The organism is Streptomyces sp. NPDC031210 (genome assembly GCF_055570395.1).
Genome location: NZ_JBVIHH010000004.1, coordinates 171,220 through 189,715, shown reverse-complemented (window position 1 = coordinate 189,715; position 18,496 = coordinate 171,220). Strand labels below are relative to the sequence as shown.

At 70.2% G+C, this 18,496-nt stretch carries 15 protein-coding genes; 9 read left to right on the top strand and 6 right to left on the bottom strand.

Going from position 1 to position 18,496, the window contains the following annotated elements; all coding sequences use genetic code 11:
* Window positions 1-193 precede the first annotated feature (193 nt).
* The 5 genes from ACZ45Z_RS10340 to ACZ45Z_RS10320 all read left to right on the top strand — a co-directional run bounded on the left by ACZ45Z_RS10340 (window position 194) and on the right by ACZ45Z_RS10320 (window position 5,994).
* Window positions 194-1,813, top strand: a complete 1,620-nt coding sequence (locus ACZ45Z_RS10340; RefSeq protein ID WP_468359182.1) for a peptide ABC transporter substrate-binding protein — start codon at window positions 194-196, stop codon at window positions 1,811-1,813.
* A 79-nt stretch (window positions 1,814-1,892) separates the two neighbouring features.
* A complete protein-coding gene (locus ACZ45Z_RS10335; protein ID WP_468359179.1) occupies window positions 1,893-2,816 on the top strand; it encodes an ABC transporter permease in 924 nt (307 codons plus the stop codon).
* Window positions 2,809-3,783 (top strand): ABC transporter permease, encoded by a 975-nt coding sequence (locus tag ACZ45Z_RS10330; RefSeq protein ID WP_468359176.1) that lies wholly within the window; start codon window positions 2,809-2,811, stop codon window positions 3,781-3,783. Before ACZ45Z_RS10335 ends, ACZ45Z_RS10330 begins: the two co-directional genes overlap by 8 nt.
* 125 nt (window positions 3,784-3,908) lie before the next feature.
* The gene (locus ACZ45Z_RS10325) at window positions 3,909-4,949 is read left to right on the top strand and encodes an ABC transporter ATP-binding protein (RefSeq protein WP_468359786.1); all 1,041 of its coding nucleotides are present in this window, start codon (window positions 3,909-3,911) and stop codon (window positions 4,947-4,949) included.
* Complete coding sequence (locus ACZ45Z_RS10320; protein WP_468359174.1) at window positions 4,936-5,994, top strand: ABC transporter ATP-binding protein; 1,059 nt, start codon at window positions 4,936-4,938, stop codon at window positions 5,992-5,994. The genes ACZ45Z_RS10325 and ACZ45Z_RS10320 overlap by 14 nt, the downstream gene beginning before the upstream one ends.
* Window positions 5,995-6,116: 122 nt before the next feature.
* Here ACZ45Z_RS10320 and ACZ45Z_RS10315 read toward each other — a convergent pair whose 3' ends face one another.
* The 5 genes from ACZ45Z_RS10315 to ACZ45Z_RS10295 form a co-directional block, all read right to left on the bottom strand.
* Window positions 6,117-7,262: an ABC transporter ATP-binding protein gene (locus ACZ45Z_RS10315; RefSeq protein WP_468359171.1), complete on the bottom strand. Its 1,146-nt coding sequence runs from the start codon at window positions 7,260-7,262 to the stop codon at window positions 6,117-6,119.
* 12 nt (window positions 7,263-7,274) lie between these two features.
* Window positions 7,275-8,336 carry an ABC transporter ATP-binding protein gene (locus ACZ45Z_RS10310; RefSeq protein ID WP_468359168.1) on the bottom strand — a complete coding sequence of 354 codons (1,062 nt, stop codon included), beginning with the start codon at window positions 8,334-8,336 and terminating at the stop codon, window positions 7,275-7,277.
* A gap of 11 nt (window positions 8,337-8,347) precedes the next feature.
* The gene (locus ACZ45Z_RS10305) at window positions 8,348-9,319 is read right to left on the bottom strand and encodes an ABC transporter permease (protein WP_468359166.1); all 972 of its coding nucleotides are present in this window, start codon (window positions 9,317-9,319) and stop codon (window positions 8,348-8,350) included.
* A gap of 115 nt (window positions 9,320-9,434) precedes the next feature.
* Window positions 9,435-11,234 (bottom strand): ABC transporter substrate-binding protein, encoded by a 1,800-nt coding sequence (locus ACZ45Z_RS10300; protein WP_468359163.1) that lies wholly within the window; start codon window positions 11,232-11,234, stop codon window positions 9,435-9,437.
* 103 nt (window positions 11,235-11,337) lie between these two features.
* The gene (locus tag ACZ45Z_RS10295; RefSeq protein ID WP_468359160.1) at window positions 11,338-12,372 is read right to left on the bottom strand and encodes an ABC transporter permease; all 1,035 of its coding nucleotides are present in this window, start codon (window positions 12,370-12,372) and stop codon (window positions 11,338-11,340) included.
* A gap of 441 nt (window positions 12,373-12,813) precedes the next feature.
* On the opposite strand from ACZ45Z_RS10295, the gene ACZ45Z_RS10290 reads away from it, so the two are divergent.
* Window positions 12,814-14,010, top strand: a complete 1,197-nt coding sequence (locus ACZ45Z_RS10290) for a hypothetical protein (RefSeq protein WP_468359157.1) — start codon at window positions 12,814-12,816, stop codon at window positions 14,008-14,010.
* Window positions 14,011-14,089: 79 nt separating this feature from the next.
* On the opposite strand, the gene ACZ45Z_RS10285 is transcribed toward ACZ45Z_RS10290, so the two are convergent.
* The gene (locus ACZ45Z_RS10285; protein WP_468359154.1) at window positions 14,090-16,270 is read right to left on the bottom strand and encodes a S9 family peptidase; all 2,181 of its coding nucleotides are present in this window, start codon (window positions 16,268-16,270) and stop codon (window positions 14,090-14,092) included.
* Window positions 16,271-16,546: 276 nt separating this feature from the next.
* Between ACZ45Z_RS10285 and ACZ45Z_RS10280 the strand changes: the two genes are divergently transcribed.
* The 3 genes from ACZ45Z_RS10280 (at window position 16,547) to ACZ45Z_RS10270 (ending at window position 18,352) form a co-directional block, all read left to right on the top strand.
* Window positions 16,547-16,741: a hypothetical protein gene (locus ACZ45Z_RS10280; RefSeq protein WP_468359152.1), complete on the top strand. Its 195-nt coding sequence runs from the start codon at window positions 16,547-16,549 to the stop codon at window positions 16,739-16,741.
* A 97-nt stretch (window positions 16,742-16,838) separates the two neighbouring features.
* Window positions 16,839-17,852: an N-acetyl-1-D-myo-inositol-2-amino-2-deoxy-alpha-D-glucopyranoside deacetylase gene (gene mshB, locus ACZ45Z_RS10275; RefSeq protein WP_468359149.1), complete on the top strand. Its 1,014-nt coding sequence runs from the start codon at window positions 16,839-16,841 to the stop codon at window positions 17,850-17,852.
* A complete protein-coding gene (locus ACZ45Z_RS10270; protein ID WP_468359146.1) occupies window positions 17,849-18,352 on the top strand; it encodes a DUF6113 family protein in 504 nt (167 codons plus the stop codon). Before mshB ends, ACZ45Z_RS10270 begins: the two co-directional genes overlap by 4 nt.
* Window positions 18,353-18,496: the final 144 nt, after the last annotated feature.

Here is an 18,496-nt window from a genome sequence, read left to right as displayed (position 1 = left end):
CCACCGCCGCCGCAGCGCGGCACCGCGAACGCCCCGCCGGACTTCACCTCCGGCGGGGCGTTCGCGCGTTCCGCTCGGGCATATGGCTGGTTTCTCGGGCTTCCGGGGCAGTGACGGCAGCCAGATCTGTGCTTTTCGTCCTCTTTTACGTTCTTATGTGGCCTAAGTGCGACCGAGGACTGAGGAGGCACCCATGCGCGGAGTCACGCGCGCGAAGTGGGCCGTCGGCGCGGTGGCCGTCGCCCTCGCGGCCACGGCCTGCGGAGGCGGCGGCGGTGCGGACAGCTCCGCGGTGGTCAGTGCCTCCTGGGGGGATCCGCAGAACCCGCTGGAGCCGGCGAACACCAACGAGGTCCAGGGCGGCAAGGTCCTGGAGATGCTGTTCCGGGGACTCAAGCGCTACAACCCCAAGACCGGTGCCGCCGAGAACGTCCTCGCCGAAAAGATCGAAACCAAGGACTCGCAGAACTACACCGTGACGCTGAAGGGCGGCTGGACCTTCAGCAACGGCGAGAAGGTCACCGCCAAATCCTTCGTGGACGCCTGGAACTACGGCGCGCTGCTGGACAACAAGCAGAAGAACGCCCCCTTCTTCCGGTACATCGACGGCTACGAACAGGTGCACCCGGCGAGCGGCACGCCGAAGGCGAAGACGATGTCCGGCCTTGTGGTGAAGGACGACAAGACCTTCACCGTCAAGCTCAACCAGAAATTCTCCAGTTGGCCCGACACGCTCGGCTACACGGTCTTCATGCCGCTGCCGCAGACCTTCTACCAAAAGCACGACGAATGGGTGAAGAAGCCCATCGGCAACGGGCCGTACGTCGTGGAGTCCTACACCAAGGGTTCCGCGATGAAGATGCGCAAGTGGGACGACTACCCGGGCAAGGACCCGGCCCGCAACGGCGGCATCGACCTGCGCGTCTACACCGACAACAACACCGCCTACACCGACCTCCAGGCCGGCAACCTCGACCTGGTCGACGACGTGCCGGCCGCGCAGCTCAAGAACGTCAAAACGGACCTGGGCGACCGGTACATCAACCAGCCGGCCGGCATCATCCAGACGCTCACCTTCCCCATGTACGACAAGAAATGGAGCGGGGCCGGCAAGGACAAGGTGCGGCGCGGGATCTCCATGGCGATCGACCGCGAGCAGATCACCAAGGAGATCTTCCAAAAGACGCGCACGCCCGCGACGGACTGGACCTCGCCGGTGCTGAAGGCGGAGGGCGGCTACAAGGACGGGCTGTGCGGCGACGCCTGCGCATTCGACGCGGACAAGGCCAAGCAGCTCATCAAGGACGGCGGCGGCCTGCCCGGCGGCAAGATGACCATCACCTACAACGCCGACACCGGCTCCCACAAGGACTGGGTCGACGCGATCTGCAACAGCATCAACAACACGCTCGACGACGACAACGCGTGCGTCGGCGCCCCGGTCGGCACCTTCGCGGACTTCCGCAGCAAAATCACCGCACACAAGCTGACCGGGCCTTACCGGGCCGGCTGGCAGATGGACTACCCGCTCATCCAGAACTTCCTCCAGCCGCTGTACTACACCGACGCCTCCTCCAACGACGGCAAGTTCAGCGACCCGGACTTCGACAAATTCGTCGACGAGGCGAACGCCGCCACCGACACCGGCGACGCGGTGGCGAAATTCCAGGACGCGGAGAAGATCCTCGCCGAGCAGATGCCGTCCATTCCGCTGTGGTACCAGAACGGCAGCGGCGGCTATTCCGACCGGATCGGCAATGTGTCGCTGAATCCCTTCAGCGTGCCCGTCTACAACGAGATCAAGGTGACCTGAGGGCGGCGGGCGCCGTCCCCGCGCGCGCCCGCTCCCCTCCCCGCTCGCGTCCGCCCGTCCCCCAGAACCTGGAGCCCTCATGGGACGCTATGTGATCCGGCGGCTGCTCCAGATGATCCCGGTGTTCATCGGCAGTACGTTCCTGATCTTCTTCATGGTGTACGCGCTGGGCGACCCCGTCGCCGCGCTGTTCGGCGACCGCGCACCCGACCCCGCCACCGCCGCGCAGATCCGCGCCGACCTCTACCTCGACCAGCCGCTGTGGAAGCAGTACCTGCACTACATGGGCCAGATCTTCCAGGGCGATTTCGGCACCGCGTTCAACGGCCAGAAGGTCACCGAACTGATGGCGGACGCCTTTCCCGTCACCCTGCGGCTCACCCTCGTCGCCATCGTCATCGAAATGGTCGTGGGACTGGTCCTCGGGGTGTTCAGCGGCCTCCGGCGCGGGCGGACCATCGACACCTCGGTGCTGGTCCTCACCCTGGTCGTGGTCTCCATCCCGACCTTCGTCAGCGGCTATGTACTGCAATTCCTCTTCGGCGTGAAATGGGGCTGGGTGAAACCCGCCGTCTCCACCGACGCCCCGCTCGACGAACTCCTGCTGCCCGGCGTGGTGCTGGCGCTGGTCTCCCTCGCGTACGTCACCCGGCTGACCCGGACCTCCATCGCGGAGAACGCCCGCGCCGACTACGTCCGTACGGCCGTCGCCAAAGGGCTGCCCCGCCACCGCGTCATCACCCGGCACCTGTTGCGCAATTCGCTGATCCCCGTCGTCACCTTCATCGGCACCGATATCGGCGCGCTGATGGGCGGCGCCATCGTCACCGAGCGCATCTTCAACATCCACGGCGTCGGATTCCAGCTCTACCAGGGAATCCTGCGGCAGAACTCGCCGACCGTCGTGGGCTTCGTGACGATCCTGGTGCTGGTGTTCCTCCTCGCGAATCTCCTCGTCGACCTCCTCTACGCCGTCCTCGACCCGAGGATCCGCTATGCCTGAGCGTTACGTCCCGAAGGAAGCCGTCACCCACGGCGACGGCGGAAGCGCCGCCCTGGCCATGGGGGAGGCGGAATCGCTGGAGCGCGCGCCGGGGGGCGGCCCGCCCGGCGGCGGGACCGGCAGGGCGCGCAGCCTGTGGAGCGACGCCTGGCACGACCTGCGCCGCAACCCGGTCTTCGTGGTCTCCGCGCTGATCATCGTCTTCCTCGTGATCATCGCCCTGTGGCCGCAACTGATCGCCGACGGCAACCCCTACCGCGCCGACCTGTCCAAGGCCCAGCACGGCTCCGCCCCCGGCCACCCCTTCGGCTTCGACACGCAGGGCCGGGACGTCTACACCCGGGTCGTCTACGGCGCCCGCGCCTCCATCACCGTCGGCGTCTGCGCCACGGCCGGCGCCGCCCTCCTGGGCAGCCTGCTGGGCGGGCTGGCCGGCTTCTTCGGAGGCTGGTGGGACACCCTCCTCTCCCGCCTCGCCGACATCTTCTTCGGCATCCCGGTGGTCCTCGGCGGCCTGGTCTTCCTCTCCGTCGTCGTCAGCACCACCGTCTGGCCCGTGGTCGGCTTCATCGTGCTGCTGGGCTGGCCGCAGATCGGGCGCATCGCCCGCGGCGCGGTGGTCACCGCCAAGCAGAACGACTACGTCCACGCCGCGCGGGCACTGGGCGCCGGCAACACGCGGATGCTGCTGCGGCACATCGCGCCGAACGCCGTCGCCCCGGTGATCGTCGTCGCCACCATCGCCCTGGGCACCTACATCGCGCTGGAGGCCACCTTGTCCTACCTCGGCGCGGGCCTGAAACCGCCCACCGTCTCGTGGGGCATCGACATCTCCTCGGCCTCCGGCTACATCCGCAACGCCCCGCACATGCTGCTGTGGCCGGCCGGGGCACTGAGCGTCACGGTGCTGGCGTTCATCATGCTCGGCGACGCCGTACGCGACGCCCTCGACCCCAAACTGCGCTGAGGAGCCGGCAGATGACGAGCGACGAGGGCCGGCCGGCGGGCGAGGGCCCGGAGCGGATCGACAGCCACCGGCGGGCGGCCGGCGGCCCGCCGGGGCCGGCGGGCGACCGCGCGGGCGCGGTACCGGTGACACAGGCGCCGGCGGCCAAGAAACCGGCCGGCGAGGAGCCGGCGGCGGACGAGCCGGCCCTGCTCGACGTGCGCGACCTGCGGGTGGAGTTCCGTACCCGCGACGGCGTCGCCAAGGCCGTCAACGGCGTGTCGTACCGGGTGACGGCGGGCCGGACGCTGGCCGTGCTCGGCGAGTCCGGCTCCGGCAAGTCCGTCACCGCCCAGGCCGTCATGGGCATCCTCGACTCGCCGCCGGGCTATGTGACCGGCGGCGAGGTCTTCTTCCAGGGCCGCGATCTGCTCAAGCTGGGCAGCGACGAGCGCCGCCGCATCCGCGGCGCGAAGATGGCGATGATCTTCCAGGACGCGCTGTCGTCCCTCAATCCCGTACTCAGCGTCGGCGCCCAGCTCGGGGAGATGTACCAGGTCCACGAGGGCATGTCCCGCAAGCAGTCCCGCGGCAGGGCCGTGGAGCTGATGGAGCGGGTCGGCATCCCCGCCGCCAGGGACCGGGTGGGGGACTACCCGCACCAGTTCTCCGGCGGGATGCGCCAGCGCATCATGATCGCGATGGCGCTGGCCCTGGGCCCCGACCTGATCATCGCGGACGAGCCCACCACGGCCCTCGACGTCACCGTGCAGGCCCAGGTCATGGACCTGCTGGCCGAGCTCCAGCGGGAGTTCACCATGGGGCTGATCCTGATCACCCACGACCTGGGAGTGGTCGCGGACGTCGCCGACACCATCGCCGTGATGTACGCGGGCCGGATCGTCGAGACCGCCCCCGTCCACCAGCTCTACAAGGCCCCCGCGCACCCGTACACCCGCGGCCTGCTCGAATCCATCCCCCGGCTCGACCGCAAGGGCCAGGAGCTGTTCGCCATCAAGGGACTGCCGCCCAACCTGACCGCCATCCCCCCGGGCTGCCCCTTCCACCCCCGCTGCCCGCTGGCCCAGGACATCTGCCGCACCGACCGGCCGCCGCTCTACGACGTCGGACCCGGCCGCGCCAGCGCCTGCCACTTCTGGAAGGAGACCCTCGATGCGGCACGGTGACGGCGGCCCGGCGGCGGCCGGCGAACCGATCCTGGAGGTCCGGGACCTGGTCAAGCACTACCCGCTCACCCGCGGCATCCTGATCAGGAAACAGGTCGGCGCCGTCAAGGCCGTGGACGGCGTCTCCTTCGACCTGCGCAAGGGCGAGACGCTCGGCATCGTCGGCGAATCGGGCTGCGGGAAGTCGACGGTCGCCAAGATGCTGGTCGGCCTGGAAAAGCCGACGGCCGGTCACATCCACTACCGCGGCGAGGACATCGCCAAGCTGTCCGGCCGCGCGCTGAAGGCCGTCCGCCGCAACATCCAGATGGTCTTCCAGGACCCCTACACGTCCCTGAACCCCCGGATGACGGTCGGCGACATCGTCGGCGAGCCCTACGAGATCCACCCCGAGGTGGCCCCCAGGGGCGACCGGCGCAAGAAGGTCCAGGACCTGCTGGATGTCGTCGGCCTCAACCCCGAGTACATCAACCGCTACCCGCACCAGTTCTCCGGCGGCCAGCGCCAGCGCATCGGCATCGCCCGCGGCCTCGCGCTGCGCCCGGAGATCATCGTCGCCGACGAGCCGGTCTCCGCGCTCGACGTCTCCGTACAGGCCCAGGTCGTCAACCTCCTGGAGAAACTCCAGGACGAGTTCGACCTGTCCTACGTCTTCATCGCGCACGACCTGTCCGTCGTACGGCACCTCTCCGACCGGGTCGCGGTGATGTACCTCGGCAAGCTCGCCGAGACCGGCACCGACGAGGAGATCTACGAGCACCCCACCCACCCCTACACCCAGGCCCTGCTCTCCGCAGTCCCCGTGCCCGACCCCGAAGCCCGCGAACACCGCACCCGCATCCTGCTGTCCGGCGACGTGCCCTCCCCGGCCAACCCGCCCTCCGGCTGCCCCTTCCGCACCCGCTGCTGGAAGGCCCAGGAGGTGTGCGCCCGGGTGGTCCCCCCACTGGAGATCCCCGAACCCCTCCGCGCCACCGGCGGCCCGGCCGCCCACGACTCGGCCTGCCATTTCGCCGAGGAACGGCAGGTGGTGGGGAGCGACTAGGGCCGGCGGCCGAGCGACAGGGGCCAGCGGCCGGCGCGGCGCGAAGAACGGCCGGAGCCCGCCTCCCCGTCCAGTGGGGGAGGCGGGCTCCGGCCGTCACGCGCGAAGGGCTCCGACGCGCGTCAGAGGGTCTTGCCGGGGCCGCTGTCGCCGGACTGCGCGGCCTCCTCCATCGCCGCCAGGGCCGGGTCGAGGATGATGTCCTCGTCGCGGGCCGCGGTCGTCGGCTCCTCCGGGAAGTGGCAGGCCGTCAGGTGCCCGGCCTGGTTCCCGCCGATCTGGACGAGCGGCGGCTCCTGCGTCGCGCACTTGTCCTGCGCCTTCCAGCAGCGCGTACGGAAGCGGCAGCCGGAGGGCGGGTTGACGGGGGAGGGCACGTCACCGGCGAGGCGGATGCGCTCGCGGTCCTCCTCCTCGGACTCCACCAGCTTCGCCTCCGGCACGGCCGAGAGCAGGGCGTGGGTGTACGGGTGGCGCGGGCGGTTGTAGATCTCGTCGCGGCTGCCCACCTCGACGATCTTGCCGAGGTACATCACCGCGACCCGCTCGCTGAAGTGCCGCACGATCGCCAGGTCGTGGGCGATGAACAGGAACGCGATGCCCAGCTCCCGCTGGAGGTCCTGGAGCAGGTTGACGACCTGCGCCTGGATGGAGACGTCCAGGGCCGAGACCGGCTCGTCGGCGATGATCAGTTTCGGCTCCAGGGCGAGCGCGCGGGCCACGCCGATGCGCTGGCGCTGGCCGCCGGAGAACTCGTGCGGGAAGCGGTTGTAGTGCTCCGGGTTGAGGCCGACGGTCTCCAGCAGCTCACGGATCCGCTTCTCCCGGCCGCCGACCGGGTTGATCCCGTTGATCTCCATCGGGCCACCGATGATGGTGCCGACCGTCTGCCGCGGGTTGAGCGAGGCGTACGGGTCCTGGAAGATCATCTGGATCTGCGACCGGACCGGGGCCAGCGCCTTGCGTCCGGCGTGCGTGATGTCCTGGCCCGCGTACGTGATCTTGCCGGACGTCGGCTCCATCAGCCGGGTCAGCAGCCGCCCGGTGGTGGACTTGCCGCAGCCGGACTCACCGACCAGGCCGAAGCTCTCGCCCGCGTGCACGGTCAGGTCGACGCCGTCGACCGCCTGCACGGCGCCGACCTTCCGCTTGAACGGGAAGCCGCCGTGGATCGGGAAGTGCTTGGTCAGCCCCTCGGCCGTCAGCAGCGGTTCGCCCTGGGCGGGGGTCGCGTCGCGGGGCGTGGGGAGGGTGGCGTTCTCTGTCATGGTGGTCGCTCCCTAGCCCAGCCGGGGCTTGATCTGCTCGGTGAAGAAAGAGTGTTTCTGCTCGTCGCTCAGGTGGCAGGCGGCGGCGCGGCCCAGCGCCAGCGGCGGGCGCTCCTGGGTGCACAGGTCGCCGCCGACCTCGTGAGTGAAGGTGCAGCGGGGGTTGAACGCGCAGCCCGAGGGCGGGTTGAGCAGGCTGGGCGGGGTGCCGGGGATCGGGTGCAGCGTCTCGGTCACGTCCGAGGACAGCCGCGGCATCGAACTCAGCAGGCCCCAGGTGTAGGGGTGTTGGGGCTGGGTGAGGACCTCCTTGACCGAGCCCCGCTCCACGGCCCGGCCGGCGTACATCACCAGGAGGCTGTCGGCCGTGTTCGCGACCACGCCGAGGTCGTGGGTGATCAGGATGATCGCCGAGCCGAACTCCTGCTGGAGGTCCTTGAGCAGGTCCAGGATCTGCGCCTGGACGGTGACGTCCAGGGCGGTGGTCGGCTCGTCCGCGATCAGCAGCTCGGGGTTGCACACCAGAGACATGGCGATCATCGCGCGCTGGCGCATACCGCCGGAGAACTGGTGCGGGTAGTCGTCCACCCGCAGGGTGGGCTGCGGGATGCCGACCTTCGTCAGCATCTCGATCGCGCGCTGCCGGCCCTCGCGCTTGCTCGCGCCGGTGTGCTTCATGAACGGCTCGGCGATCTGCCGGCCGACCGTGTAGTACGGCGACAGGGCGGTCAGCGCGTCCTGGAAGATCATGGCCATCTTGTTGCCGCGCAGCCGCTCCAGGGTCTTCTCCCTGGCCCCGGTCAGCTCCTGGCCGTCCAGGGTGATTTCCCCGGTGATCTCGGTCGACTTGGGGTTGTGCAGCCCCAGCACGGCGAGGTTGGTCACGGACTTGCCGGAACCCGACTCGCCGACGATGCCGAGCGTCTGGCCGCGCTCCAGATCGAAGGAGAGGCCGTCGACCGCCTTGACGATGCCGTCCTCGGTGGAGAACCGCACGTGCAGGTCGCGGACGGAGAGGAAGGGGTCCGATCCGGTCGGGACCGGAGCGCCCTCAGTCTTGGTCAGTGTGGTCACTTCAGGCTCTCCTAGGACAGGCGCACGCGCGGGTCGATGAAGGCGTACGTCGCATCCACGATGATGTTGAACACCAGGATCAGCGCGGCACTGAAGATCAGCACGCCGAGGACCATGGGCAGATCGAGGGTGGTGACGGAGTTGATCGCGAGACGGCCGATGCCCGTGAGCTGGAAGGTGAATTCGGTGATCATCGCGCCGCCGAACAGCGAACTCAGGTCCATGCCCAGAATGGTCACGATGGGAATGAGCGAACCGCGCCACGCGTACCGCAGGAACACATAGGAGCGGGACATGCCCTTGGCCTTCGCCGTGCGGACGTGTTCTTCCTGCAACTGCTCGATCATTGTCGAGCGGGACATACGGGTGTACTGCGCGGTGAAGATCGTCGACATGACGAGCCAGGGAATGAGCAGTCCCATGAACCAGCCGGCGGGGTCCGAGGTGAATTCCACGTACTTCGGCGACTCCATGAGGCCGCTGTAGACGAAGATGCCGAGGGCGATCGGTCCCAGGATGTAGATCTGCGCCGAACTGAGCACCATCGAGATGGACGTGACGATCTTGTCCACCGCGGTGCCGCGCTTCCACGCGGCGAGCATGCCGGTGCCGAGTCCCACCGTCAGGAACGCGACGGCGCCGCCGATGGCCAGCGAGGCCGTGGTCGGCAGCCGGTCGATCATGGTGGCCCACACCTGCTGCTTGGTGGCGAAGGAGTAGCCGAAGCAGGGGGCGGGGCAGGGGCCGACGCTGTATTCCCGCCCGGTGAAGATCCCGGAGAGGAAATCCCAGTACTGCGTGGGCAGCGGCTTGTCCAGGCCGAGGTTCTGGTGAATCAGCGCGATGTTGTCGGCGGTGCAGTTCTTTCCGCAGGACATCGTGGCCGGGTCGCCGGCGGCGAAGAACACGAAGAAGGTGAAGGCGCTGAGCAGGACAAGGATGACAAGGGCGCCGAACGTCCGGCGAAATAGGAATTGAAGCATGGCAGTTCGCTGCTCTCAGGACGGCGGCGGCAGTGGGTGTGAGGGGTGGCGGGGAAGGCCCCGGAGGGCGCGCGCTCCGCCGTGCGCGCGCTCTCCGGGGTGCCTTCGAAGGTGCTTACTTCTTGAGGAACAGCGTGGTCGGGTCGAGGTAGCTGGCGTCCACGTTGTAGCGGGCACCGCCGACGTTCGAACCGTGGAGCTGCAGGAGCTTCGTGTAGAAGACCGGAGCGGCCGGGTTGACCTTCTCCACGATGTACTTGTGCAGCGTCTCCCACTCCTCGGTCGCCTTCGCAGCGTCCGCGATCTTGGAGATGCGGGCGATCTCGGCGTTCACGTGCTTGTCGTTCACGTGCGAGTAGTTCGAGGCGCCGTCCTGGATCGCGGTGCCGTCGTACGACGGCGGGATGACGGTGGAGGCGTCCGCCCAGTCCTGGCCCCAGCCGGTCATGTAGATGTCGAAGCCGTTGTCGACCTTGCCCATCTGCTCGTACCAGGAGGCCGCGTCGATCTCCTTCTTCTGCACGTCGAAGCCGGCCTTGGTCAGCGCGTCCTCGATGACGACGGCTTCCTTCTGGCGCGCCTCGGTGTTCGAGTAGGCGTAGACGAGCTTCATGCCCGTCTTGCCGGCCTCCTTGAGCAGCTTCTTGGCCTTCTCCGGCTCGCCGTTGGGGTGGCTGATCTTGCCGTAGGGGTCGTAGCCCTTCTCGTAGCCTCCGACGGTCGGGGCGAGCAGACCGCCCGCGATCTCACCGCCGTAGCTGCCGCCGTTGACCCGCACGATCTGGCCGTTGGGCAGGGCGTAGGTGATCGCGTCGCGGATCTTCTTGTCCTTGATGCGGTCCATGTTGAAGTTCATCTGCCAGACGTAGGGCTGGTAGCCCTGCACCAGGCGCTTGCTGGCGCTGTCGTTGTCGAGCACGTTCTTGGTGAGCGTCGGCTCGACCGCGTTGGTGAAGCTGACCGCGTTCTTCGCCTCGCCCTGGTCGGCCATCAGGCGCTTGGTGGAGTCCGACGCCTGGTGGTTGAAGGTGATGTCGAAGCCGTCGGGGTACTGGTGGCGCATCGGGTCCGTCTTCGGGTCCCAGTTGGCGTTCTTCACCAGCTTCATGGACTTGCCCGACTTGAACGACTCGATCTTGTACGGGCCCGCGCACACCGGCGCGACGTCGTACTTGTCCTTCGTGTCCTTCGCGCCTTCGGGCACCGCGCTGTAGCCCGGCATGGTCAGCGCGTACGGAAGCTGCGACTGCGGCTGCTTGAAGTGGAAGACGATGGTCTTGTCGTCCGGGGTGTCCAGAACGCTCTTGGGCAGGTGGTCGCCCTTGTACGGACCGTCCGGCAGCGCCTTGCGGTAGCTGGTGCCCGAGCCGGACAGCCACTGCTGGATGTAGGTCGGGCCGTCGGTGACGAACTTCGCGTACTGGCGCTCGAAGGTGTGGCGGATGTCCTTCGAGGTGATCGGCTTGCCGTCGGCGAACTTCACGCCGTCCTTGAGCGTGTACTTCCAGGTCTTGCCGCCGTCCGACATCTGGCCCGAGTCGGTGGCGAGGTCGCCCACGATCTTCGCGCTGCCCTTGTCGTCCTGCTTGACGGTGGTCAGACCGCGGAAGATCAACTGCGAGAGGACCTTCATGTCGCTGACGTACATCTGCGCCGGGTCCAGGTGGTTGTAGCTGTCACGCTGGAAGACGCGGATGGTGCCGCCGGGCTTGGCGCCCTTGACCGCGGCCGCCGGGCCCACGGAGTCCTCGGCCTTGCCGAGCGGCACCGCCTTCGACTGGCCCGCCGCGTCCTTGTCCGTCTGCGAGTTGTTCTTGCCGGAGCTGCTGCCGCCGCTGCAGCCCGTCAGTGCGAGTGAACCGGCCGCGAGGGCCACGATCACGGCGCGTGCTCTGCGCGTAGAAAGAGCGTTCATGAGGTTCCAAGCACCTGCCTGTCAGTTGTTGTCCGGATGTGCTGTCTGACGCATCCGGTACGAGCCCGGTGCGGGGGCGACAGCAACCCCCTTGAGTGAGCGATCAGCGCCCGGATTTGGGGTCGAACGCGTCCCGGACCGAGTCTCCGAGCAGGTTGAAACAGAGCACGAAGGTCAGCATCGCGGCGGCCGGGATCAGAAGGAAGGTCGGGTCGTTCTCGTAGTAGCGAGCTCCGGCCTGGAAGAGGCGGCCCCAGTCGGGCGTCGGCTCCATGATGCCGACGCCCAGGAAGGAAAGACCGGCCTCGGCGGTCACGAACAGCGGGAGCATGTAGGTGCTCTGCACCAGCACCGGCGTGACGACGTTGGGCAGGAGCTCCTTGCGGATGATCCGCCAGGGTGACGCGCCGGTGATCTTCGCGGCCTCGACGAACTCGCGTTCGCGCAGCGACAGCACCTGACCGCGCAGCAGACGTGCCAGACCCATCCAGCCGAGGAACCACTGGACGATGACCAGCGCGCACACCCGCACATACGTGGGCGTCTCATCGCCCGGCGGGACGAAGAGAGCCACCACTACGGGCATGAACGCCACGAACGTGAGCTGGCTGGGGAAGGCGAGCAGGAAGTCGATCACCCGGCTCAGGAGGTAGTCGGTCTTGCCGCCCAGATAGCCGGCCGTGACGCCGATGAGGATGCCGGTGATGACCGTCAGGATGGTCACCGCCACCGAGATGCCCAGCGACATCCGCATCCCGTAGATCAACTGCATGAACACGTCGCGGCCGAGCGTGGGTTCGATGCCGAACCAGTGCTCGGGAGACATGCCGCCGTTGGGGCCGGCCGGATAGCCGAACTCATCGAAGAGCGTGGCGTCCTCGTTGCCGTAGAGGGTGTACGGGTCCTTGCCGTACAGGGCCCCGATAACGGGCGCCAACGCCGCGACGAGGAAGAAGAAGGCCACCACGATCGCGCAGACCACTCCGGTGCGGTCGCGCTTGAAACGCATCCACATCAATTGGCCGGGGGAACGACCGACGAGCTCACCGCCCTTACGGTCCTTCTCCTTCTTCAGACCTTCGGGGCCAAGTCCTGGGGTGTCGGACTGTGCAGCCGCGGTCTGGGATGGACTAGTCATCGCGAAGTGCCCCCGCGCCGAGTTCTCTTGGAACGTGAAGCGGCGCCGATTCGCACCGCTGGATGAGCGGACTTTCGCAAGTGATTTATGGCGGAGTCAAGGGCATGAGGTGTGCTGGTGCACAGGTCGTCCGCATCTTGAGCGAACATTACGCAGATCGACGCACGGGCGTGCTTGACAACGGGCCGTCATGTACGGCATGAGGGACATATCCGTGCTAACTGCTTTTACATGAAGGCAACTTGGCTGTCGCAACACCGATATACGGACGCGCCATGCTGAACAACGTACGGCCGTGCGGGTGCCGTAGGCCGGTCGGAGCGCCGCAAGACGCCCCGGCCGGCCGCCGTTTTGCCCGTGTTTGACGCCCGGGCGGTTGTCCAAATGGCGGGAGGGGAGTAGACCTGCGGTAGGCGCCCCGGTATACGGCCGGCGCCGGGGATGACCAGGCACATCGACACGGACGGGGGGCGGGCCGTGTCCACCACGCCGCCACACCCGCTCACCCGCGGCGCGCGCGGCATCGGCGCCCTGACCTGCCTGCTGCTCGCCCTGCTGAACGCGGCCTGGATCCTCCGGGACCTGGCCGCCGCCCAGCAGGGCGCCGACCTGTGGTGGACGTGGCTGGGCGAGCCGCGCCGCCCGCGCGAATTCACCGCCTGGGCCACCTCCGCGCTCGAACCGCTGCTGGTGCTCGGCGCGCTCACCGCCGCCGTCGCCGCGCTGCGCGCCGCCGTCACCTCCGCGGTGGCCGCCGGCGCGCTGGCCGCCGTCGCCGCCGTCACGGCGCTCTGCCGCCTGCCGCTGCTGTGGGTGCTGGGCGCCGGCTGGCTCCAGGGGCTGGACGGCGCGCTCACCGGACGGGCCCGGGCCACCGCCTTGGCCCAGCTCGCGCTGGCGGCCGTCCTGTTCGCGGTGCTCGCGGCGGGGCGGCGCCCGGCCGGCGCCCGCGACACGCGCGGGCTGTCCGCTGCCCGTGGACTGGTCGCTGCCCGCGGACTGCCCGGTGCCCGCGCGCGGCCCGCTGCGGCGGCGCTCACGGCGTACGGAATGGTCCGCGCCGCACCCCAGGGCCCGGCGCCCGAGACGCCCGGCCGGCCCCGCCGGGCAGCGGCCCGCGCGGCGGCCCTCCTGCTGGGCGCCTGCGGCGCGCTGATCGCCGCCTGGCAGGTGCACTGGCTGCTGGAGCTCGGCTGGGACACCTACCGCAAGGGCCTGCTCGGTGACGCCTCCGTCTTCCGCGCGCTGCTCCAGCCCCCGGTCCACTGGCAGGCGGCCACCCTCGCCCTGCTGGCCCTGGGGGCCGCGGCCGCCGCGCTGCGCCGGGCCTCGTGGTCCGGGCCCGTGACGATCGCCGTCGGCGCCCTGCTGTCCGCCCATGGCGCCGCCGCGCTCGTCTTCACCGCCGGCACCGGGCAGGCGGCCCGCTTCCCCGTCCTGCCCGCCCGCGCCCAACTGGAACTGGGCACCGCGGCCTTCCTGGCCCTCGCCGGGCTCGCCGCGGTGGTCGTGGCGGCCCGGCCGGGCGCGCCGCGGCCGCGCCCGGTGGCGGACGAGACGGCGGCGTACGGGCCCGCCGTGGACGCCCGGCGGCCCCCGCACGCCCCGCCGCCCTCGACGCTGCCGCCCGGTTGGTGACCGCCGGGCGGCGACGCATGCGACGAATGCGACCCATACGGCCGAGGTCGGGCGCCCGGCGGGTCACCGGCGGCCCGGGTCAGGCCATGCCCAACGACCTCTTGAGGAAGTCGACCTGGAGCAGCAGCAGGTTTTCGGCCACCTGCTCCTGGGGCGTCATGTGCGTCACCCCGGACAGCGGAAGCACCTCGTGCGGGCGGCCCGCCGCCAGCAGGGCCGAGGACAGCCGCAGTGAATGCGCCACCACCACGTTGTCATCGGCCAGACCGTGCACGATCAGCATCGGGCGGTGCTGCTCCGCCGCCCCCGACAGCCCCTCGTCGGTGAGGAGCGAATTGGCGGCGTAGACCTCCGGCTCCTCGTCGGGGTGGCCGAGATACCGCTCCTGGTAGTGGGTGTCGTACAGCCGCAGATCGGTGACGGGCGCGCCCACCACCGCCGCGTGGAACACATCGGGCCGGCGCAGCGCCGCGAGCCCGGCGAGGTATCCGCCGAAGGACCAGCCGCGGATGGCGACCCGCTCCAGGTCGAGGGGGAAGGATTCGGCCAGCGCCTGGAGGGCGGCGACCTGGTCCTCCAAGGTGACCTCCGCGAGGTTCCTGGACACCGCCTTCTCCCAGGCGGGGGAGCGGCCCGGGGTCCCCCGGCCGTCCGCGACGATCACCGCGAACCCCTGGTCGGCGAACCACTGCGAGGTCAGATGGGCGTTGTGCGCGGCGACCACCCGCTGGCCGTGCGGACCGCCGTACGGATCGAGCAGCACCGGCAGCGGGCCGTCGCCCTCCGCGTAGCCGTCCGGCAGCAGCACCGCGCACGGGATCTCCCGCTCGCCGGCCAGGACCAGCCGGGGGCGCGCGACCAGGCTCGGCTCCTCGGCGTGGGAACCGATCGTCGCGAGGGTCTTCTCCCCGCCGTCCGCGTCCAGCCGCACCACCTCCACCCGGGCGCCGGGCCACTCCAGCGAGGTCTGGGACAGCACCACCAGCGGCCCGCCGCGCACCGCCGAGGACACCGTCGGGTACGGACGCCCGCCGACCCGTTCCCAGCCGCCCTGGTCACCGCTGCCGCGGAACCAGGCGCGGTAGACGCCGATGTCGTGCATCTCGGTGCCGCTCGCGGAGAACAGCACGTCGTCCTCGCCGATGTCCAGGACGGCCCGGACGTGCAGCGGCGCCGCGGTCAGCGGGCGGTCGCCGACGAACAGCTTGCGGGCGCCGCCCTCGTCGGCGATCCGCACCAGCCGGCCGTCCGGCGTCCAGGCCGGCGCCCCGGGGAACGGCTCGACCCACACCTCGTCCTCGTCCTCGTGCACCGTGCGCGTCGTGCCGGTGGTGGTGTCGACGGCCAGATACCGCTGGTCGCGCTGGTCGCGGGACTGCACCAGCAGCAGCGGCGGACCGGCCGGGGACCAGTGGACGCGGGCCAGGTAGGGGTAGCGGTCGGTGTCCCAGGTGACGTCCGTCCGGGAGCCGTCCAGGCCGAGCAGGGCCAGCGTCACCTTGGCGTTGGGGGTGCCGGCCGCCGGATAGGGCACCTGGACGGGCTCACGGTCGGGGTGGGCGGGGTCGGAGATCCACCAGCGGCGCACCGGCGCCTCGTCGACCCGCGCGGCCAGCACCCGGTCGCTCTCGGGAGACCACCAAAAGCCCCGGTAGCGGCCCATCTCCTCGGCCGCGATGAACTCCGCCAGCCCCCAGGTCACTTCGGGTCCGTCGGGGCTCGCCAGCGTCCGGCCGGCGTCGCGGGAGCCGCCCTCGCCCGGTCCGTCGTCCGCCGCGCCGCCATCGGCCGCGACCACCCGCAGGCGACCGTTCTCCACGAACGCCACATGCCGGCCGTCCGGCGACGGGCGCGGGTCCACCACGGGCCCCGGGACGGGGATTTCGCGGGTGGTGCCGGCCCGCAGCTCGCTGACGAACAACCGTCCGGAGAGGGTGAAGGCCGCCAACTCGACCGCGGAGTCCACGGCGTAGCCGACGATGCCCGCCGAGCCCTCACGGGTGCGCTCGCGGCGCGCCCGTTCCTCGGCGGAGAGTTCCTCCCGCGCGCCGCCGAGCAGGGCGGCGGGATCGGCGGCGGTGAACTCCCGTTCCTCCCCCAGGTCCAGGACCCACAACCGCTGGGCCCGGTCGGTGCCCGAGGAGGAGCGCAGGAAGACGACGCGGGCGCCGTCGGGGGAAAGGGCGAAGCCGCGCGGAGCGCCCAGCGTGAAGCGCTGTGTACGGGCGTGTTGCCGGGGGAAGGGAAGCTGTCCGGTCATACGGCCGAGCCTACGGGTCCGGACGGCCCTCGCGGGGCGTCCGACCGGGGCCCGCCGGACGGCCCGCGGGGCACATCCGGTCGCGCTCGCGAAGATCGCGTGCGCCCCCGTTCTGCTCCCGTGCTCCGACTTATGCGCACGGACGGAAAGTTATGATCCCTTGCGCGTAGTGGGTACGGGGTAAAGAGCCCTTGGCATACCCCGGTGCGGGGTACGCGCAGGCGTCCCCGCACCATCAAACCTGTCCGGTCCATGCGTACTTGGAGGTGAGCCGCCGTGGCACTCTCGATTTCGGCGGTGGTGCTGCTGGCGATCATCGTCTTCTTGCTGGTCAAGAAGGCCGGGCTGAAGGGCGGGCATGCATTCGTCTGCATGTTGCTGGGCTTCTATCTGGCCAGCTCGTCCATCGCTCCGACGATCAAGCAGTTGACGACGAACGTCGCCGGGATGCTCGGCAACATCAAGTTCTGAAACCGCCCGCTGTGCGCCCGTTCCCCCGGACGGGCGTACGCGCGCGGAGCGGGATCGGGTGCCGAGCGCGGGCCGGGTGGCTCGTAGGCTGCTGTGCATGACCGACCAGCCCGCCCCCCTCCCGGCGTCGTCCGACCGGGAAAGCGCCCCGCGCTCCGCAGCGTCCCGCCGTCTGCTGCTGGTGCACGCGCATCCGGACGACGAGTCGATCAACAACGGCGTCACCATGGCCAAGTACGCGGCCGAGGGCGCGCTGGTGACGCTCGTGACCTGCACGCGCGGCGAGGAGGGCGAGGTCATCCCGCCCGAGCTCGCCCACCTCGCACCCGACCGCGACGACGCCCTCGGCCCGTACCGCGCCGGCGAGCTGGCCGCCGCGATGGCGGTCCTCGGCGTCACCGACCACCGCTTCCTCGGCGGGGCCGGCCGCTACCGCGACTCCGGAATGATGGGCGCACCCCAGAACGACCGGCCCGACGCCTTCTGGCGGGCCGACCTCGACGAGGCGGCCGCCCATCTGGTGGCCGTCATCCGGGAGATCAGGCCGCAGGTTCTGCTCACGTATGACCCGAACGGCGGATACGGCCACCCCGACCACATCCAGGCGCACCGGGTCGCCATGCGCGGTGCCGAGCTCGCCGGGCGGGCGGACTTCCGCCCGGAGCTCGGCCCCGCGTACGCGATCGGGAAGATCTACTGGAACCGCAACCCCCGTTCGGTGGTCGAGGAGGGCTTCGAGCGGCTGCGCGAGGCCGGGCACTCCTTCCCCGGCATCGCGTCGGTGGACGACGTGCCGGGCGTGGTGCCGGACGCCGACATCACGGCGTCGATCGGCGCCGAACCGGTGTACGTGGCCGCGAAGGCCGAGGCGATGCGCGCGCATTACACCCAGATCGCGGTCGACGGTCCCTTCTTCGCGCTCTCCAATGACTTGGGGCAGCCGCTGCTGCGCACCGAGCACTATCAGCTCGTGCACGGCGTCTCCGGCGCCCCGGACGGCGCCCGCGAGGACGATCTCTTCGCGGGCCTGACCGGGGACGGCGGCACCGGGGCGGAGGCCGAAGGGGCGGACGGCGGCGGGAACATCCGGATCGAGGAGGCTGCGGAATGAGCGGGTCGAAGGGCGGTGGCGGCGCGGGCAAGGGCCCCCAGCGGTCGCGGGCGGGAACGGGCGGCGGCGCCGGCGCGCGGCCGGGCGGTCCCCTGACGCCGACCGCGAGCGCGGCCCTGACGGCGCCGATCACGCCGGGCCGGGTGGCCCTGTACGTCCTGCTGCTGGTCGCCGGGGTGCTGACCGCGCTCGCCGGGGCGCTCCTCCAAGCGGCGTGGTTCCCGGGCGGCTTGGTGCTGGCGCTGGCCGGCACCGGCGGCCTCTTCTACGGCGGCGCCCGCGCGACCGGCACCAACGCCGGCGTGCTCGTGCCGGGCGCGGCCTGGCTGGTGACCGTTTTCCTGCTGCTGACCGACACGCGCCCGGAGGGTGACTTCCTCTTCGGCGCGGGACTCGGCTCGTACATCTTCCTGCTGGGCGGGATCCTGGCCGCTGTGATCTGCGCCACCGCGGCCCAGATGCGGGCTACGGGCGGGCCGCGCGGCGGAGTTGGCGGATGACCTGGTCCATACCAGGACGGATGCCGCGCGGCCCCGGATGAGCGATCCGGGTGCCGGGGGTTCGCCCGTGCCGGGGGTGTTCGTACTCTCTCCGGGTGTCCACCGGCGGCGGACAGTATGGTGGTGCGCGCCGCCGCGCCGCCC

What these genes read in the sequence shown, in the direction of transcription:
- ACZ45Z_RS10340 (WP_468359182.1), top strand. Translation starts at nt 194, where the DNA reads ATGCGCGGAGTCACGCGCGCGAAGTGGGCCGTCGGCGCGGTGGCCGTC.
- ACZ45Z_RS10335 (WP_468359179.1), top strand. Translation starts at nt 1,893, where the DNA reads ATGGGACGCTATGTGATCCGGCGGCTGCTCCAGATGATCCCGGTGTTC.
- ACZ45Z_RS10330 (WP_468359176.1), top strand. Translation starts at nt 2,809, where the DNA reads ATGCCTGAGCGTTACGTCCCGAAGGAAGCCGTCACCCACGGCGACGGC.
- ACZ45Z_RS10320 (WP_468359174.1), top strand. Translation starts at nt 4,936, where the DNA reads ATGCGGCACGGTGACGGCGGCCCGGCGGCGGCCGGCGAACCGATCCTG.
- ACZ45Z_RS10315 (WP_468359171.1), bottom strand. Translation starts at nt 7,262, where the DNA reads ATGACAGAGAACGCCACCCTCCCCACGCCCCGCGACGCGACCCCCGCC.
- ACZ45Z_RS10305 (WP_468359166.1), bottom strand. Translation starts at nt 9,319, where the DNA reads ATGCTTCAATTCCTATTTCGCCGGACGTTCGGCGCCCTTGTCATCCTT.
- ACZ45Z_RS10300 (WP_468359163.1), bottom strand. Translation starts at nt 11,234, where the DNA reads ATGAACGCTCTTTCTACGCGCAGAGCACGCGCCGTGATCGTGGCCCTC.
- ACZ45Z_RS10295 (WP_468359160.1), bottom strand. Translation starts at nt 12,372, where the DNA reads ATGACTAGTCCATCCCAGACCGCGGCTGCACAGTCCGACACCCCAGGA.
- ACZ45Z_RS10290 (WP_468359157.1), top strand. Translation starts at nt 12,814, where the DNA reads ATGACCAGGCACATCGACACGGACGGGGGGCGGGCCGTGTCCACCACG.
- ACZ45Z_RS10285 (WP_468359154.1), bottom strand. Translation starts at nt 16,270, where the DNA reads ATGACCGGACAGCTTCCCTTCCCCCGGCAACACGCCCGTACACAGCGC.
- mshB (WP_468359149.1), top strand. Translation starts at nt 16,839, where the DNA reads ATGACCGACCAGCCCGCCCCCCTCCCGGCGTCGTCCGACCGGGAAAGC.
- ACZ45Z_RS10270 (WP_468359146.1), top strand. Translation starts at nt 17,849, where the DNA reads ATGAGCGGGTCGAAGGGCGGTGGCGGCGCGGGCAAGGGCCCCCAGCGG.